This window comes from Pseudomonas sp. NC02 (genome assembly GCF_002874965.1).
Classification (GTDB): Bacteria; Pseudomonadota; Gammaproteobacteria; order Pseudomonadales; family Pseudomonadaceae; genus Aquipseudomonas.
This window is the reverse complement of the sequence record NZ_CP025624.1, coordinates 1361367-1378963: the sequence shown is the minus strand read 5'-3', so window position 1 is coordinate 1378963 and position 17597 is coordinate 1361367. Positions and strand designations below refer to the sequence as shown.

The 17597-nt window shown below is 59.5% G+C and carries 13 protein-coding genes; all 13 read right to left on the bottom strand.

What is annotated here, in order from left to right:
* Positions 1 to 92 precede the first annotated feature (92 nt).
* Positions 93 to 938, bottom strand: a complete 846-nt coding sequence (gene kdsA, locus C0058_RS06325; protein ID WP_003219295.1) for a 3-deoxy-8-phosphooctulonate synthase — start codon at positions 936 to 938, stop codon at positions 93 to 95.
* 5 nt (positions 939 to 943) lie between these two features.
* The gene (locus tag C0058_RS06320) at positions 944 to 2575 is read right to left on the bottom strand and encodes a CTP synthase (protein WP_003219298.1); all 1632 of its coding nucleotides are present in this window, start codon (positions 2573 to 2575) and stop codon (positions 944 to 946) included.
* Positions 2576 to 2848: 273 nt separating this feature from the next.
* Positions 2849 to 4168 carry a tRNA lysidine(34) synthetase TilS gene (gene tilS, locus C0058_RS06315; RefSeq protein WP_102368232.1) on the bottom strand — a complete coding sequence of 440 codons (1320 nt, stop codon included), beginning with the start codon at positions 4166 to 4168 and terminating at the stop codon, positions 2849 to 2851.
* 175 nt (positions 4169 to 4343) lie between these two features.
* Positions 4344 to 5291, bottom strand: a complete 948-nt coding sequence (locus C0058_RS06310) for an acetyl-CoA carboxylase carboxyltransferase subunit alpha (RefSeq protein ID WP_003219302.1) — start codon at positions 5289 to 5291, stop codon at positions 4344 to 4346.
* A gap of 139 nt (positions 5292 to 5430) precedes the next feature.
* Positions 5431 to 8952, bottom strand: a complete 3522-nt coding sequence (gene dnaE, locus C0058_RS06305) for a DNA polymerase III subunit alpha (protein WP_102368231.1) — start codon at positions 8950 to 8952, stop codon at positions 5431 to 5433.
* Between the two features lie 75 nt (positions 8953 to 9027).
* Positions 9028 to 9660, bottom strand: coding sequence for a ribonuclease HII (gene rnhB / locus C0058_RS06300; protein ID WP_102368230.1), 633 nt, complete (start codon positions 9658 to 9660; stop codon positions 9028 to 9030).
* On the bottom strand, positions 9657 to 10796 hold the full coding sequence (gene lpxB / locus C0058_RS06295) for a lipid-A-disaccharide synthase (RefSeq protein ID WP_087694922.1): 1140 nt from the start codon (positions 10794 to 10796) through the stop codon (positions 9657 to 9659). The genes rnhB and lpxB overlap by 4 nt, the downstream gene beginning before the upstream one ends.
* A gap of 2 nt (positions 10797 to 10798) precedes the next feature.
* Positions 10799 to 11575 carry an acyl-ACP--UDP-N-acetylglucosamine O-acyltransferase gene (gene lpxA, locus C0058_RS06290; protein ID WP_003219308.1) on the bottom strand — a complete coding sequence of 259 codons (777 nt, stop codon included), beginning with the start codon at positions 11573 to 11575 and terminating at the stop codon, positions 10799 to 10801.
* The gene (fabZ, locus tag C0058_RS06285; protein ID WP_003219309.1) at positions 11572 to 12012 is read right to left on the bottom strand and encodes a 3-hydroxyacyl-ACP dehydratase FabZ; all 441 of its coding nucleotides are present in this window, start codon (positions 12010 to 12012) and stop codon (positions 11572 to 11574) included. Before fabZ ends, lpxA begins: the two co-directional genes overlap by 4 nt.
* A 110-nt stretch (positions 12013 to 12122) precedes the next feature.
* Entirely contained in the window at positions 12123 to 13178 is a 1056-nt protein-coding gene (gene lpxD / locus C0058_RS06280; protein WP_102368229.1) for a UDP-3-O-(3-hydroxymyristoyl)glucosamine N-acyltransferase, read from the bottom strand.
* Positions 13179 to 13181: 3 nt separating this feature from the next.
* Complete coding sequence (locus C0058_RS06275; protein ID WP_003219314.1) at positions 13182 to 13685, bottom strand: OmpH family outer membrane protein; 504 nt, start codon at positions 13683 to 13685, stop codon at positions 13182 to 13184.
* Between the two features lie 45 nt (positions 13686 to 13730).
* Entirely contained in the window at positions 13731 to 16118 is a 2388-nt protein-coding gene (gene bamA, locus C0058_RS06270; RefSeq protein ID WP_008432225.1) for an outer membrane protein assembly factor BamA, read from the bottom strand.
* A gap of 74 nt (positions 16119 to 16192) precedes the next feature.
* Complete coding sequence (rseP, locus tag C0058_RS06265; RefSeq protein WP_008432227.1) at positions 16193 to 17545, bottom strand: sigma E protease regulator RseP; 1353 nt, start codon at positions 17543 to 17545, stop codon at positions 16193 to 16195.
* Positions 17546 to 17597: the final 52 nt, after the last annotated feature.

The window sequence follows — 17597 nt, the reverse complement described above, 5'->3', positions numbered from 1 at the left end:
AGGGTGGAACAACGGGCAGGCTTGCAGGCGACAAGGCTCAGGCCTGCGGGCCTGAGCGTAAAGCGAGGGAAAGTCTACCGGAGAAATGGCGCTTACGCGGTCTCTACCGTCGGAAAACTCTTGACCAGGTCGTCCAACTGCTTCAACTGGGCCAGGAATGGCTCCAGCTTGTCCAGGCGCAGGGCGCATGGGCCGTCGCACTTGGCGTTGTCCGGGTCCGGGTGGGCTTCCAGGAACAAACCTGCCAGGGACTGGCTGATGCCGGCCTTGGCCAGGTCCAGTACCTGGGCACGGCGCCCGCCAGCGGAATCGGCGCGACCACCGGGCATTTGCAGCGCGTGGGTCACGTCGAAGAACACTGGGTATTCGAACTGTTTCATGATGCCGAAACCGAGCATGTCCACCACGAGGTTGTTGTAGCCGAAGCTCGAACCACGCTCGCAGAGGATCAACTGGTCGTTACCCGCTTCCACGCACTTGTTCAGGATATGTTTCATTTCCTGAGGCGCGAGGAACTGGGCTTTCTTGATATTGATCACAGCGCCGGTCTTGGCCATCGCGACCACGAGGTCGGTCTGGCGCGACAGGAAGGCCGGCAACTGGATGATGTCGCACACCTCGGCAACCACGGCTGCCTGCTCAGGCTCGTGGACGTCGGTGATGATCGGCACGCCGAAGGCTTGCTTGATGTCCTGGAAGATCCGCATGCCTTCTTCAAGGCCCGGGCCGCGGTAGGAAGTCACGGACGAACGGTTGGCCTTGTCGAAGCTGGCCTTGAACACGTAGGGGATACCGAGTTTCTCGGTCACCTTCACGTACTCTTCACAGACCTGCATCGCCATGTCGCGGCTTTCCAGCACGTTCATGCCGCCGAACAGCACCATGGGCTTGTCGTTGGCAATCTCGATGTCGCCTACGCGAATGATCTTCTGGGCCATCAGGTTTACGCCTTCTTCTGATGTTGCGTCAGTGCTGCTTTAACGAAGCCGCTGAACAACGGGTGACCGTCGCGCGGGGTCGAGGTGAACTCCGGGTGGAACTGGCAAGCCACGAACCATGGATGATCCGGTGCTTCAACCACTTCAACCAGCGCGCCATCACCGGAACGACCGGAGATTTTCAGGCCGGCTTCCATGATTTTCGGCAGCAGGTTGTTGTTCACTTCGTAGCGGTGACGGTGACGCTCGACAATCACGTCCTTGCCGTAGCAATCGTGAACCAGGGACCCCGGCTCCAGCAGGCAATCCTGCGCGCCGAGGCGCATGGTGCCGCCCAGGTCGGAGGCTTCGGTACGGGTTTCGACGGCGCCGGTGGCATCTTCCCACTCGGTGATCAGGCCCACGACCGGATGGCCGCTGGTGCGATCGAACTCGGTGGAGTTGGCGTCTTTCCAGCCCATCACGTTACGAGCGAACTCGATGACCGCCACTTGCATGCCCAGGCAGATACCCAGGTACGGCACCTTGTTCTCACGAGCGTACTGGACGGCAGTGATCTTGCCTTCCACGCCACGCAGACCGAAGCCGCCCGGAACCAGGATGGCGTCAACGCCTTCCAGCAACGCGGTGCCCTGGTTCTCGATGTCTTCGGAGTCGATGTAGCGCAGGTTGACCTTGGTACGGTTGCTGATGCCCGCGTGGCTCATCGCCTCGATCAGCGACTTGTAGGCGTCCAGCAGCTCCATGTACTTGCCGACCATGGCGATGGTGACTTCATGCTCAGGGTTGAGCTTGGCGTCGACCACGGCTTCCCACTCGGACAGATCGGCGCCGCCACACTGCAGGCCGAAGCGCTCGACGACAAAATCATCCAGGCCCTGGGAATGCAGGATGCCCGGGATCTTGTAGATGGTGTCGGCGTCTTCCAAGGCGATTACCGCACGTTCTTCAACGTTGGTGAACTGGGCGATCTTGCGACGGGACGCGATGTCGATCGCGTGGTCGGAGCGGCACACCAGCACGTCCGGCTGCAGGCCGATGGAACGCAGTTCCTTGACCGAGTGCTGGGTAGGCTTGGTTTTGGTTTCGCCGGCGGTGGCGATGTACGGCACCAGCGTCAGGTGCATCAGCATCGCGCGCTTGGCGCCGACTTCGAAACGCAACTGGCGGATGGCTTCGAGGAACGGTTGGGATTCGATGTCACCCACGGTGCCACCGATCTCGACCATCGCCACGTCGGCATCGCCTGCACCCTTGATGATGCGGCGCTTGATTTCGTCGGTGATGTGCGGGATCACCTGGATGGTTGCACCCAGGTAGTCACCACGGCGCTCCTTGCGCAGCACGTGCTCGTAGACACGGCCGGTGGTGAAGTTGTTGTTCTGGGTCATGGTCGTGCGGATGAACCGCTCGTAGTGGCCCAGGTCCAGGTCGGTCTCGGCGCCGTCGTGGGTGACGAACACTTCACCGTGCTGGAACGGGCTCATGGTGCCCGGGTCAACGTTGATGTACGGGTCCAGCTTGAGCATGGTGACCTTAAGTCCCCGCGCCTCCAGGATGGCCGCCAATGAAGCGGAGGCAATGCCTTTCCCCAATGAAGAAACAACACCGCCCGTGACGAATATGTAGCGCGTCATGAAAAACCCTAGAAGTCTGCGTTAAAGCGGTCCGAGCCGCCGGGGAAAGCGAAGGAAGGCCGAAGCCCCCGATCACCTGCATTAATCACAGTGCACCTTTCAAAAAAACCGCCGCGTTGTGACAGACCAGCAATGAAACACCGGTACGTTGATCGCTACACATTTTTTGGAATCGCCCAGCAAAGACTGCTTGGTAATCGGCAACTGCTGCGATTCAGGCGAATCCACAGAAGTTGTATCAAGAAGGGAGCGTAGTCTACCGGAAAGGCTCTATCAGCTCAAACCTTGATCGCAGGTTGGTGGCATCCAATGTAATTGCCAGCCGGTACCGCCACCCGCCGCAAGCCCCGGCAGGTTGGCCACAGCCAGCAATTGCTGGCCCTGATACAGCAGCGGCAATCTGCCACGGATGAAGCCTGGTACCGCACTTTCGTTAAGCAAGCGCTTCAGGTCGCGCCGGCCCCGGCCTGGCAATTCCATGATTTCACCGCCCTGGCGATAACGGATGCTCAGGGGGCCTTCGGGTGCACTGCCGCTGAAGCGCACTTGGCCGTTACCGGGTAACTGTAGTGGGTTTTGCGGGTGCGGCCAGCTCACCGATGCGTCAGAAAATTCCGACCAACTGGCAGGTAACCACCAGATAAGCCCACCACAACGGTGCAATTGACCGTCGGCCAGGCGCCACAGTGGCTGTGCATCGTGTTTGGCGTCGCGCAAGGTCGCCCAGCCGGTCCAGTGGTCGCTGTCGGGCAAGCGTGTCAACGGTGTCAGCCAGTGCCTAAGTGCGTTGCGCTGGCGGGCATCGGAGAGCGCGGCAAGCGGTTCAAGGGTCAGCGAAGGCAATGCCAGCCAGGGAAACACCGGGTGCTGGCTGGCGGCCAGCAGGTCCATCTGCGCCAGTTCGTCGAGCAAGCCGTGGGCTTCGCTCAGATGTTCGGCGCTGCGGGCCATGGTGCTGACGGCTTGGGGCCAACGTTCAGTCAGGTGTGGGAAAACATGGTGGCGCAGGTAATTGCGGGAGAAACGCGGATCAGCGTTCGACGGGTCTTCGATCCAGGTCAATTGATGTTCACGGGCGTAGGCTTCAAGCTCGGCGCGAGACACATCCAGCAAGGGTCGCACCAGATAGCCATCTGCCAAAGGGCGCTGCGCGGGCATTGCCGCCAGGCCACGCACGCCAGCCCCACGCAACAGCCGAAACAGTAAGGTTTCTGCCTGATCGTCACGGTGCTGGCCCGTGACCAGCAACTCCCCTGCCCCGGTGACCTCGGCAAACGCCTGATACCGCGCGTCACGGGCCGCGCGCTCCAGGCTTGCACCTTGTTGCACTTGCACGCGGATCACCCGCAGAGGCACGCACAAGGCGTCGCACACGGACTGGCAATGGGCCGGCCACGCATCCGCCGCAGCTTGCAGCCCATGATGAACATGGATAGCGCTGAGTGGCGGGAGCTTGTCGATTTTGGCCAGCGTGGCCAGGAGGTGCAGCAGGACGGTGGAGTCGAGGCCGCCGGAGAAGGCGATATGCCAGGCCGGGGCGTTGCGCCAGGGGGCGAGGATTTGCAGGAGCTTGGCGGTTAAGGTGGGCTTCATAGCAAAGTACGCCATCAAACTGGAATGCGGTAACCAGCATACACAAGGCAAATGTGGGAGCGGGCTTGCTCGCGAATGCAGTGTGTCAGTCGCCAACTATCTTGACTGAATCACCGCCTTCGCGAGCAAGCCCGCTCCCACACAAGCCAGCTCCCGCATTTAGTAACGCGTCGGCTTAGAGACCGTAGCTCATCAGGCGCTCGTAACGACGGGCCAGCAGCGCCTCGTTGTCGAACTTCTTGAGCATCGCCAGCTGCGAGCTGAGTTCGGCACGAATGGTCGCGGCAGCGGCAGCCGGGTCACGGTGGGCGCCGCCCAATGGCTCGGCGATCACTTTATCCACGATACCCAGGCCTTTCAGGCGATCGGCAGTGATGCCCATGGCTTCCGCGGCATCCGGTGCCTTCTCGGCGGTTTTCCACAGGATCGAGGCGCAACCTTCCGGCGAGATCACCGCGTAGGTGGAATATTGCAGCATGTTCAGCTGGTCGCAGACGCCAATCGCCAATGCGCCGCCGGAACCGCCTTCGCCGATCACGGTAGCGATGATTGGCGTCTTCAGGCGCGCCATCACCCGCAGGTTCCAGGCGATCGCTTCGCTCTGGTTGCGCTCTTCAGCGTCGATACCCGGGTAGGCGCCCGGGGTGTCGATGAAGGTCAGGATCGGCATCTTGAAGCGCTCGGCCATTTCCATCAGGCGGCAAGCCTTGCGGTAGCCTTCAGGGCGCGGCATGCCGAAGTTGCGGCGGACTTTCTCGCGCACTTCACGGCCTTTCTGGTGACCGATGACCATCACTGGCTGGTCGTCCAGGCGAGCGATACCGCCCACGATGGCGGCGTCGTCGGAGAAGTGACGGTCGCCGTGCAGCTCATCGAACTCGGTAAAGATATGGTCGATGTAGTCCAGGGTGTACGGACGGCGCGGGTGGCGGGCCAGGCGCGCGATCTGCCAGCTGGTCAGCTTGCCGAAGATGTCTTCGGTAAGCGTGCTGCTCTTGTCTTGCAGGCGAGCGATTTCATCGCCGATATTCAGCGAATTGTCATTGCCGACCAGGCGCAGCTCTTCGATCTTGGCTTGCAGGTCAGCGATCGGCTGTTCGAAATCAAGAAAATTCGGGTTCATAAGCGTCCGTCTTGGGTCGACGGCCAAGGAGTGCCTGGCCAGCCGGTTGTCTATTCGCGCCCTACCTTAAGGGAGAGGCGCGGTTAGGTCGAGATTAAATGTTCGGTCGAGATCAGGCGATCTTCGTACTGCCTGACCGTCAACGGTATTGGAGGAAGACGTTGTCACGCCCGAACTGGTCACGCAATGCTTGAATCAAGCCATCGGCGGGGTCAATTCGCCACGTCTCGCCAAACTGCAACATCGCCTTGGCGTCGTTGCCGGTGTACTCCATGGTCACCGGGCAGGCGCCACGGTGGCGTTTAAGCAAGTCACCCAACCAGCGTAGCTGATCACCTTTGAGCGCATCGGTCTTGACCTTCAGGCGCAGGCTTTCGGCCAGGTTGGTGCGAGCATCTTCCATGCTCATCACGCGCTTGATCCGCAGGCGCAGGCCGCCGGAGAAGTCGTCGTTGCTGACCTCCCCTTCCACCACCACCATCGCGTCGGTCTGCAACAGCGACTGGGCGGAATGGAAGGCATCGGCAAACAGCGAGGCTTCGATCCGGCCCGAGCGGTCGTCGAGGGTGATGAAACCCATCTTGTCGCCCTTTTTATTCTTCATCACCCGCAGCGCGATGATCATGCCTGCGACGGTCTGGGTATCCCGCGCCGGCTTCAGGTCGATGATGCGCTGGCGGGCGAAACGCCGGATTTCACCTTCATATTCGTCAATCGGGTGACCGGTGAGGTACAGGCCCAGGGTGTCTTTCTCACCCTTGAGGCGCTCCTTGAGGGTCAGGTCCTTGGCCTTGCGATGGTTGGCGTAGACGTCGGCATCTTCTTCGACGAACAGCCCGCCAAACAGGTCGGCGTGGCCGCTGTCGTGGGTGCGTGCGGTCTGCTCGGCGGCCTTGATCGCTTCTTCCATGGCGGTCAGCAATACCGCGCGGTTGCGGTCGATATTGGCCTGGTACGCCTTCGGCTCATCATGGAAGTACGGGCCCAGGCGATCCAGGGCGCCGCTGCGGATCAAGCCATCCAGAGTACGTTTGTTGATGCGCTTGAGGTCGACCCGGGCGCAGAAATCGAACAGGTCCTTGAACGGCCCGTCCTGACGCGCTTCGGTAATCGCCTCCACCGGGCCTTCGCCCACGCCCTTGATCGCACCGAGGCCATAGATGATGCGGCCTTCGTCGTTCACCGTGAACTTGAACTCGGAAGTGTTCACGTCCGGCGCGTCGAGGCGCAGCTTCATGGTGCGCACTTCCTCGATCAAGGTCACGACCTTGTCGGTGTTGTGCATATCCGCAGACAGTACCGCCGCCATGAACGGCGCCGGGTAGTGAGCCTTCAGCCACGCAGTCTGGTAAGACACCAGGCCATAGGCGGCAGAGTGGGATTTGTTGAAGCCGTAACCGGCGAACTTTTCCACCAGGTCGAAGATGTTACCGGCCAGGTCGGCATCGATGTTGTTGGTGGCGCAACCTTCAATGAAGCCACCGCGCTGCTTGGCCATTTCCTCGGGCTTTTTCTTACCCATGGCTCGACGCAGCATGTCCGCGCCGCCGAGGGTATAGCCGGCCATGACCTGGGCAATCTGCATCACCTGTTCTTGATACAGGATGATGCCGTAGGTCGGTGCCAGTACCGGCTTGAGACCTTCGTACTGGTAGTCGGAGTGCGGGTAAGCCAGCTCGGCACGCCCGTGCTTACGGTTGATGAAGTCATCCACCATGCCCGATTGCAGCGGGCCCGGACGGAACAGGGCCACCAGTGCGATCAAGTCTTCCAGGCAGTCGGGCTTGAGCTTTTTGATCAGCTCTTTCATGCCGCGGGATTCAAGCTGGAACACGGCCGTGGTTTCGGCTTTTTGCAGCAGGCTGTAGGTCGGCTTGTCATCCAGCGGGATAAACGCGATATCCAGCGGTGGCTCATTGACCTTGGCGCGGTCGCGGTTGATGGTCTTCAGCGCCCAGTCGATGATCGTCAGGGTACGCAGGCCGAGGAAGTCGAACTTCACCAGGCCGGCCGCCTCCACGTCGTCCTTGTCGAACTGGGTTACCAGGCCGTCGCCTTCTTCGTCGCAATAGATCGGCGAAAAGTCGGTCAGCTTGGTAGGCGCGATTACTACACCACCGGCGTGTTTACCGACGTTACGCACCACGCCTTCGAGCTTGCGCGCCATGTCCCAGATTTCAGCCGCTTCTTCATCGACCTTGATGAAGTCCCGCAGGATTTCTTCCTGCTCGTAGGCTTTTTCCAGGGTCATGCCGACTTCAAACGGAATCATCTTCGACAGGCGGTCAGCCAGGCCGTAGGACTTGCCCTGTACCCGGGCCACGTCGCGAATTACCGCTTTCGCCGCCATGGAACCGAAGGTGATGATCTGGCTTACTGCGTTGCGTCCGTATTTCTCGGCCACGTACTCAATAACCCGGTCGCGACCATCCATGCAGAAGTCGACGTCGAAGTCGGGCATCGATACCCGTTCCGGGTTAAGGAAACGTTCGAACAGCAGGTCGTATTCCAGCGGGTCGAGGTCGGTGATCTTCTGCACATAGGCCACCAGCGACCCAGCACCCGATCCACGGCCAGGCCCCACCGGCACGCCGTTGCTTTTGGCCCACTGGATAAAGTCCATTACGATCAGGAAGTAACCGGGGAACCCCATCTGGATAATGATATCCAGCTCGAAATTCAGGCGGTCGACGTAGACCTGGCGCTTGGCTTCATAATCTTCAGTGGTGTCCTTGGGCAGCAGGACGCTCAGGCGTTCCTCCAAACCGTCGAACGAGACCTTGCGGAAATACTCGTCGATGGTCATGCCATCGGGAATCGGGAAGTTGGGCAGGAAGTGCTTGCCCAGCTTCACTTCAATATTGCAGCGCTTGGCAATTTCGACAGAGTTTTCCAGGGCCTCGGGCAGGTCACTGAACAACTCGGCCATTTCATCGGCGCTTTTGAGGTACTGCTCTTCGCTGTAGTTTTTCGAGCGGCGCGGATCGTCCAGCGCCCGGCCTTCACCGATGCATACGCGGGTTTCGTGGGCCTCGAAGTCTTCCTTCTTGATAAAGCGTACATCGTTGGTCGCCACCAGCGGCGCGCCAAGCTTTTCAGCCAGGGCCACAGCGGCGTGCAACTGCTCTTCATCGTTGGGGCGGTTGGTGCGCTGGATTTCCAGGTAGAAACGGTCGGGGAACACCTCCATCCACTCACGGGCGAGCACTTCAGCCTCATGAGGATTGCCGCCCAACAGCGCGATACCGATTTCACCTTCTTTGGCCGCCGAGAGCATGATCAGCCCTTCGCTGGCTTCGGCCACCCACTCGCGCTCGATGATGATCGAGCCATTGCGCTGGCCATCGATAAAGCCACGGGAAATCAGTTCGGTGAGGTTGCGGTAACCCACGCCGTTCATCGCCAACAGGCTGATGCGGCTCAGTGGGTTATCCGGGTCCTTGTTCGACAGCCACAGGTCGGCACCGCAGATCGGCTTGATGCCGGCGCCCATGGCGGCCTTGTAGAACTTGACCAGGGAACACATGTTGTTCTGGTCGGTCACCGCCACGGCAGGCATGTTCATGCCCACCAGGGTTTTGACCAGGGGTTTGATCCGTACCAGGCCGTCGACCAGGGAGTATTCAGTGTGCAGGCGCAGGTGAACGAATGAAGCCGGCATAGTGATCCTGTACAAAACGTGGAGACAACAAGGCCCGGATTGTACCGGGCCTTGGCAAAAACATCAGCCTTGCTGCTAAACCTCGATCAGGCTTTCCCGAGCCTCGTAAGCCTGGCGAACCGGTGCGAACGAGCGGCGGTGGATCGGGGTGGGGCCCAGGCGAGCCAAAGCTTCCAGATGAACGGGCGTTGGATAGCCTTTGTGCCCGCCGATGCCGTAGCCGGGATAGATCAATTCGAAAGCCGCCATTTCACGGTCACGGCTGACCTTGGCCAGGATCGATGCAGCGGCAATCGCCGGCACTTTGCTATCACCCTTGACCACCGCTTCTGCGGGCATCGTCAGCTTCGGGCAGCGGTTGCCGTCGATCATCGCCATTTTTGGCGTGATATGCAGGCCTTCAATGGCGCGCTGCATGGCCAGCATGGTGGCGTGCAGGATGTTCAGTTTGTCGATCTCTTCGACTTCAGCGCGGGCGATGTGCCAACTCAGGGCTTTCTCGCAGATCTCGTCGTAGAGTTTTTCGCGACGGGCTTCGGTGAGTTTCTTCGAATCGTTGAGGCCAAGGATCGGACGGTTTGGATCGAGAATCACCGCGGCGGTGACGACTGCGCCGCACAGCGGGCCGCGTCCGACTTCGTCAACACCGGCAACCAGGTCAAGGGCATCGGCGACCAGGCTGAAATCCAGGCCCATTTGCGTCTTCATAGGGCTTCCTGCTTATGACCGATCAACGTCAGCACGGCATCCGCCGCCTGGTTCGACGCATCACGGCGCAAGGTGCGGTGAATTTCGTCGAAACCACGGGTCTGCTCTTCGCCACCGTCGATCAACGGGAAAAGGGTTTGCGCCAGGGCTTCAGGCGTCGCATCGTCCTGCAACAACTCGGGCACCAACAGACGCTGGGCCAGCAAATTCGGCAGGGAGATGTAGGGGCTTTTGACCATACGCTTGAGAATCCAGTAGGTCAGCGGCGCCAGGCGATAGGCCACGACCATCGGGCGCTTGTAGAGCAAGGCCTCCAGGGTCGCAGTGCCGGAGGCGATCAGCACCGCATCGCACGCCGCCAGTGCCAGGTGCGAGCCCCCGTCGAGCAGGGTCAACGGCAAGTTGCGCCCTACCAGCAATTCTTCAATTTGTGCACGGCGCTGAGGACTGGCGCATGGCAATACGAAGCGCACACCCGGCTTCAGCGCCTGCAGGCGTTCGGCTGCATCAAAAAACAGCGCGCCGAGACGACCGACTTCGCCGCCACGGCTCCCCGGCATCAAGGCCACCAGCGGACCTTCGGGCAAACCCAGTTCGGCACGCGCGGCAGCACGGTCGGCCTGCAGAGGAATGGTATCGGCCAGGGTGTGCCCTACAAACCGCACCGGCACGCCCTTCTCTTCGTAGAACCTGGCCTCGAAGGGCAGCAGGGTCAGCATCAGGTCGCAGCCTTCGCGAATCTTGAGCACGCGCTTTTGCCGCCACGCCCACACGGACGGGCTGACGTAATGCACGGTCTTGATCCCGGCCTGACGCAACTTGAGTTCGATATTGAGGGTGAAGTCCGGAGCGTCGATTCCGATAAAGACGTCGGGCTTTTCTTCGATCAGGGTCTGGATCAGCTTTTTGCGACGGGCCAGCAGCTCGCGCAAACGGCCCAGCACCTCCACCAGCCCCATGACCGACAAGCGTTCCATAGGGAAGTAGGACGTCAGGCCTTCAGCCTGCATCAGCGGACCGCCGACACCGATGAATTCAACCGCCGGATGCTGGAGCTTGAGAGCCCGCATCAGGCCTGCACCGAGAATATCGCCGGAAGCTTCTCCGGCCACCAACGCTATACGCAGCCTGGCCATGATCAGCGGGTGATGCCGCGAGTCGACGACTGGATAGAGTCACGGAATATCGCGACTTCCGGAAACAATGCGGCTGGCTCCGTCAGTTCGATCAAGGCCTGGTCGACCGTCAGCCCCTGGCGGTAAACCACCTTGTAGGCGCGGCGCAGGGCGTGGATCGCGTCTTCGCTGAAGCCCCGACGGCGCATGCCTTCGAAGTTCATGCTGCGGGCCTCGGCCGGGTTGCCGAATACGGTGACGAACGCCGGAACGTCCTTGCCGATGGCGGTACCCATGCCGGAAAAGCTGTGGGCGCCGATATGGCAGTACTGATGCACCAGGGTAAAACCGGACAGGATCGCCCAATCGTCAACGTGCACATGGCCGGCCAACGCAGTGTTGTTGACCAGGATGCAATGGTTGCCGATTACGCTGTCATGACCGATATGGGCATAAGCCATCACCAGGTTGTGGTCACCCAGGGTGGTCTCGGCACGGTCCTGGACAGTACCGCGGTGAATGGTCACGCCTTCACGGATGATGTTGTGATCACCGATTACCAGACGTGTTTCTTCACCCTTGTACTTCATGTCCGGGGTGTCTTCGCCTATCGATGAAAACTGATAGATACGATTGTGTTTGCCAATCCTCGTCGGGCCTTTGAGGATCACATGCGGCCCGATGACTGTCCCCTCGCCGATTTCCACACCTGCGCCGACGATCGACCATGGGCCGACCTCAACGTCGGCGGCCAGTACGGCCGTCGGATCGATGATTGCGCGAGGGTCAATCAAACTCATAGTTTGCGTTCCGCACAGATGATTTCAGCCGAGCACACCGGCTTGCCGTCGACCGAGGCCTGGCATTCGAACTTCCAGATCTGGCGCTTGCAGCTGATGAACTTGGCTTCAAGGATCAACTGGTCACCCGGAGTTACCGGGTTGCGGAAGCGCAGTTTGTCAGAGCCCACGAAATAGTAGAGCGTGCCATCGGCAGGCTTCAGGTCGAGCATTTTGAAACCAAGGATACCGGCAGCCTGGGCCATCGCTTCGATGATCAATACGCCTGGCATGATGGGATGCGCAGGGAAGTGACCGTTGAAGAACGGTTCGTTGATGCTGACATTCTTGTAGGCACGAATGCGCTTTTCCTCAACATTGAGGTCCGTGACCCGGTCCACCAGCAGGAACGGGTAACGGTGAGGCAGGTATTCGCGAATCTCGTTGATGTCCATCATTTCGGGGGGAAGCCTGTAATAAAGATTGGGAGCGTGCGGACTAAGGCACGCCCCTCTAGCAAATCAAGGAGGCAGTCTAGCGGCTGTGCACACTTGATATGGAAATGGTATCAGCCATCTGATGAAGCATTACCGCCAGGGGTCACGTCCCCAACACGCTTTTCCAGATGTTTCAGGCGCCGAGCGATATCGTCGAGCTGCCTCAGACGCGCCGCGCTCTTGCGCCATTCGGCCGCAGGCTGCATGGCCGTACCGGATGAATAGGACCCAGGCTCGGTAATCGAATGGGTCACCATGGTCATGCCGGTGATGAATACGTTGTCGCACACTTCGATATGGCCCACCAGGCCAACACCCCCGGCGAGCATGCAATGCTTGCCGATCCTGGTGCTGCCGGAGATCCCCACGCAGGCGGCCATGGCGGTGTGATCGCCAATCTGCACGTTGTGGGCGATCTGAATCTGGTTATCCAGTTTCACGCCGTTACCAATGACGGTATCGGCCAGGGCCCCGCGGTCAACGGCAGTGTTGACGCCAATTTCAACGTCATCGCCAATCAACACGCCGCCCACTTGGGCAATCTTGTGCCAGACACCCTTCGAGTTGGCGAAGCCGAAGCCCTCGCCGCCAATCACGGCACCGGACTGAATCACCACACGCTCACCGATACGCACGTCGTGGTACAGGGTCACACGCGGAGCCAGCCAGCCACCGGCACCAATCTCGCTGCGCGCGCCGATAAAACACTGGGCACCCAGCGTTACACCCGCCCCGATGCGTGCACCGCTTTCAATCACCACAAAAGCACCGATGCTCGCGGCAGGGTCAACCTGAGCGTCATCGGCGATCACCGCCGTCGGATGGATACCGGCGGGGGCCTTGGGTTTCGGATCGAACAGGTGCGACACCCGGGCATACGCCAGGTACGGATCGGCAACAACCAGCGCGTCCCCGGCAAAACCTTCGGCGTCAGCGGCCTTCAGCAGCACGGCTGCGGCGCGGCTTTCGCCCAGGTATTTACGGTATTGGGGGTTTGCCAGGAAGCTCAACTGAGCTGGGCCAGCCTCCTGCAAGGTGGCTAGCCCAGTGATTTCCTTCTCCGCGGAGCCACGCAAGGTGGCTCCCAGGAACTCGGCCAATTGGCCGAGCTTGATAGTCGCAGTCATGGCTTACTTCAGCTGATTCATGCGCTCGATCACCTGACGGGTGATGTCGTACTGAGGTTTAACGTCGATGACTGCACCGCGTTCGAATACCAGGTCAAAGGCACCTTTCTTGATGACTTCTTCCACAGCGCTGTCGAGTTTCGGCTTCAGCTGCTTGAGCATTTCGCGGTCGGCAACAGCCTTGGCTTCGTTCAGCTCCTTGGACTGGAACTGGTAGTCACGGGCCTTTTGCTTGAATTCAAGCTCCAGACGCTCGCGCTCGCCTTGCTGCATCTTGTCGCCACCGGCTACCAGACGATCCTGGATGCCTTTGGCGCTGCTTTCCAGCGTCTTGAGCTTGGTCAGTTGAGGACCGAATTTCTTCTCGGCATCTACGGCATATTTCTTGGCCGCATCGGATTCCAGCAGCGCCATCTGATAGTTCAGAACGGCAATTTTCATTTCGGCAAAGGCCGGGGTCGCTACCAGGACAGTCGCCAGGAGAACCAATTGAGTCAACTTACGCACGATGCACTCCTACAGAATCCGTTGTCGTTATCTTGGGTCAGACGCTTAGAACGTCTGGCCGAGGGAGAATTGGAAAATCTGGGTTTCAGCGTTATCCGGTTTCTTGACCGGCATGGCCAGAGCAAAGCTCAATGGGCCAAGCGCGGTAACCCAGGTCACACCGACACCGACAGAGCTTGCCAGGTTGCTGAAGCTCACGTCGTTGCACTGCGTGTTGGACTTCGAGCCATTCGGGTTGGTGACCTGTTCGCACTTGGAGTCGAATACGTTACCCACATCCCAGAAGACCGAAGTACGCAGGGAACGTTGATCTTTAACGAATGGCAGCGGGAACAGAATCTCAGCACCACCCTGGATCAGCACGTTACCACCGAATGGCAGCGGGTCGTTGTCCGAGTCAGCCACAGTCCCCTGGTTACCGGTCACACCCACGCCACGGCTTGGGGTACCACGAGGACCCAAGGTGCTGTCCTTGAAACCACGTACCGAGTTGAAACCACCCGCATAGTAGTTCTCATAGAACGGCAAGCCGCTGGTCGAACCGTAACCGTCGCCATAACCCAGCTCGGTGTGCAGGCGCATGGTGTAGTTTTCGCTCAATGGCTGGAACAACTGGCCACGGTAGTCGAGTTTGAAGAACGACAGGTCGCTGCCCGGCGTGGTGGCTTCCAGGGTCAGGCTCTGGGAATGGCCGCGGGTCGCGAGTACGCCTTTGTTCAGGGTCGATTCCGACCAACCGGCCGAAGCCTTGAAGTTCAGGAACTGGTCGCCTTCTTTACGCACGAAGTTGAAGATCTCATCCACGGTGTACACACCGGTCTTGATCTTGTCCTGCTGCGCGGTCAGGCCGAAGGTCAGACGCGAGGTCTCACTGATCGGGTAACCAATGTTGGCACCAACACCGAAGCTGTCGATTGCATAGCTTGCAACGTCAACGTCGAGGTCTTTGTAGTCGGTTGTGCGATAAAAGGCGTTGTAGCCCAGGCTCACGCCGTCAGCAGTCCAGTAGGGGTCGACATAACCGAAGTTATAGCGGCTCTGGTATTCGCTTCGGGTCAGGCCGATGGAAACCTTGTTACCGGTACCGAGGAAGTTGTTCTGGGTGATCGAACCACCGAGGATCAGACCGGCACTCTGGGCAAAACCGACGCTGGCGGTAATCGAACCGGACGCTTGCTCTTCTACGGCGTAGTTCACGTCAACCTGGTCATCCACACCCGGTACAGCCGGGGTTTCAACGTTGACTTCCTTAAAGAAGCCCAGGCGCTCGAGGCGAACCTTGGACTGGTCGATCAGGTAAGTCGACGCCCAGCCACCTTCCATCTGACGCATTTCGCGGCGCAGCACTTCGTCGGCAGACTTGGTGTTGCCACGGAAGTTGATGCGGTTCACGTAGGCACGCTTGCCCGGGTCTACAACGAAGGTGATGTCCACGGTGTGGTCTTCGTCGTGCGGGGTCGGTACGCCGTTGACGTTGGCGAAGGTATAGCCTTCGTTACCCAGGCGGCGGGTGATCAGCTCGGAGGTGGTGGTCATCAGCTTGCGCGAGAACACCTGGTCCTTCTGCACCAGCAACAGGGACTTGACCTGGTCTTCAGGCACTTTCAAGTCGCCGCTGAGCTTGACGTCACGAACCTTGTACTTCTCGCCTTCGTTGACGTTGACAGTGATATAGACGTGCTTCTTGTCCGGGGTGATGGACACCTGGGTCGAAGCGATATCCATGTTGATATAGCCGCGGTCCAGGTAGTAGGAACGCAGGCGCTCCAGGTCACCGGAGAGTTTTTCACGGGCATACTTGTCATCGTTCTTGAAGAACGACAGCCAGTTGGTGGTCTTGAGTTCGAACAGGTCGATCAGGTCGTCATCAGCAAACTTGGTGTTACCCACCACGTTGATGTGCTGGATGGCCGCCACGGTGCCTTCGTTGATATTGACCTTCAGGCCGACGCGGTTACGCGGTTGCGGCACCACTTCGGTCTCGACGGTAGCCGAGTAACGACCCTGGGCAACGTACTGGCGTTGCAGTTCGTTACGCACGCCTTCGAGGGTGGCACGCTGGAAGATCTCGCCTTCGGCAAGGCCGGATTGCTTGAGGCCTTTCATCAAGTCTTCAGTGGAGATCGCCTTGTTGCCTTCGATCTCGATACTGGCGACAGAAGGTCGCTCGACGACAGTAATGACGAGGACGTTACCTTCGCGACCCAGTTGGATATCTTGAAAGAACCCGGTTTTGAACAGCGCACGAGTGGATTCCACCAGGCGACGGTCATCAGCCTGTTCCCCGACGTTCAACGGCAAGGCACCAAAGACGCTACCCGCGGAAACCCGCTGGAGGCCGTTGACGCGAATATCGGAGATGGTGAAGGACTCGGCGTGAACTTCGGCGATCATCAATACGGTGAGAACCGCAGTTAGCAGCAGACGTTTCATGAAGTCCTTTCTTATTCCAACTGGCAATAAACAAACTGCCGCAAAATGCGGCAGATTCGCAATTCAGCGAAGCGTTACAGTCGTCCCAGATCGTTGACCAGGGCTAATAACATCACCCCGACCACCAAACTGATACCGATCTGTATCCCCCAACCCTGCACCCGATCCGACAAGGGGCGACCACGCGCCCACTCGACCAGATAAAACAACAGATGCCCCCCATCCAATACTGGAATGGGCAACAAATTCAGAACCCCAAGGCTAATACTCAGATAAGCCAGGAAATTCAGGAAATCTACAACGCCCGACTGGGCAGAAGCGCCCGCCACTTTAGCAATGGTTATCGGTCCACTCAAGTTTTTTACCGAGAGCTCGCCGAACAACATTTTCTTGAGGGAATCGAGGGTCAGCACACTCATGGTCCAGGTGCGTCTCGCACCCTCGCCAATCGCCGCCAACGGCCCGAAGCTGACCTCTCGAACCATCGAAGGTGGCCAATCGACACCTTTGACGCCGGCCCCCAGGTAACCCCCGGCTGCCTTGGCTTCCCCACGAACCGCCAGGGTCACAGGGACGTCGATTTGAGCACCATCGCGCTCAACTTTCAGCACAATTTTGGTATCAGGGCGTACACGCACCAGGTCGACCACCTGCTGCCAGTCACTCAGCGCCTGGCCATCGAGGGCCAGCAGGCGATCACCGGTTTTCAGACCCGCGGCCTGGGCCGGCCCCTTCGGATCCAGCTCCGCCAGCACCGGCGGCAAGGCCGGACGCCATGGGCGAATGCCCAGGGATTTGATCGGGTCAGGCTCATCGGAGCCTTTCAGCCAGTGGTCCAGGGCCAGCTCGCGCGAGGTTTCGGTGGTGGAATCCTGATCGCGCACCACCAGTTTCACGATGCCGCTTTCACCCAGGCGACGCACTAACTGCAAATTGACGGCACCCCAGCCGGTGGTTGGTTCGCCATCAACTGCAACAATTTCTTGCCCGGCAGTCAGGCCGGCCTTCGCCGCCATGCTGTCGGCCTCGACGGCACCGATCACCGGACGCACCTGCTGGCTACCCAACATGGCCAGGACCCAGAAGAACACCATCGCCAACAGGAAATTCGCGATCGGGCCTGCCGCGACGATGGCGATGCGCTGACGAACGGTCTTGCGGTTGAAGGATTGATCCAACTGATCAGCCGGCACTTCGCCTTCGCGCTCGTCGAGCATCTTGACGTAGCCGCCCAATGGAATGGCCGCAATTACGAACTCGGTGCCACGACGGTCGTGCCAGCGCAGCAACGGCATGCCGAAGCCTACGGAAAAGCGCAGTACCTTGACGCCGCAACGACGCGCGACCCAGAAATGGCCGAACTCGTGGAAGGTAACCAGCACACCCAGAGCAACCAGGGTGCCGACAATCATGTAGAGCGCACTCATCTAATTTCTCCGCATTTCAATCCAGTGCCTGAAGGCTTGAACACACCCAGAG

Bases quoted from the DNA above. Each gene is read 5' to 3' on its own strand.
- lpxB (WP_087694922.1), bottom strand. From the start codon at position 10,796: ATGGCCAGGCTGCGTATAGCGTTGGTGGCCGGAGAAGCTTCCGGCGAT.
- kdsA (WP_003219295.1), bottom strand. From the start codon at position 938: ATGGCCCAGAAGATCATTCGCGTAGGCGACATCGAGATTGCCAACGAC.
- C0058_RS06320 (WP_003219298.1), bottom strand. From the start codon at position 2,575: ATGACGCGCTACATATTCGTCACGGGCGGTGTTGTTTCTTCATTGGGG.
- bamA (WP_008432225.1), bottom strand. From the start codon at position 16,118: ATGAAACGTCTGCTGCTAACTGCGGTTCTCACCGTATTGATGATCGCC.
- lpxA (WP_003219308.1), bottom strand. From the start codon at position 11,575: ATGAGTTTGATTGACCCTCGCGCAATCATCGATCCGACGGCCGTACTG.
- rseP (WP_008432227.1), bottom strand. From the start codon at position 17,545: ATGAGTGCGCTCTACATGATTGTCGGCACCCTGGTTGCTCTGGGTGTG.
- lpxD (WP_102368229.1), bottom strand. From the start codon at position 13,178: ATGACTGCGACTATCAAGCTCGGCCAATTGGCCGAGTTCCTGGGAGCC.
- rnhB (WP_102368230.1), bottom strand. From the start codon at position 9,660: ATGAAGACGCAAATGGGCCTGGATTTCAGCCTGGTCGCCGATGCCCTT.
- C0058_RS06310 (WP_003219302.1), bottom strand. From the start codon at position 5,291: ATGAACCCGAATTTTCTTGATTTCGAACAGCCGATCGCTGACCTGCAA.
- fabZ (WP_003219309.1), bottom strand. From the start codon at position 12,012: ATGATGGACATCAACGAGATTCGCGAATACCTGCCTCACCGTTACCCG.
- tilS (WP_102368232.1), bottom strand. From the start codon at position 4,168: ATGAAGCCCACCTTAACCGCCAAGCTCCTGCAAATCCTCGCCCCCTGG.
- dnaE (WP_102368231.1), bottom strand. From the start codon at position 8,952: ATGCCGGCTTCATTCGTTCACCTGCGCCTGCACACTGAATACTCCCTG.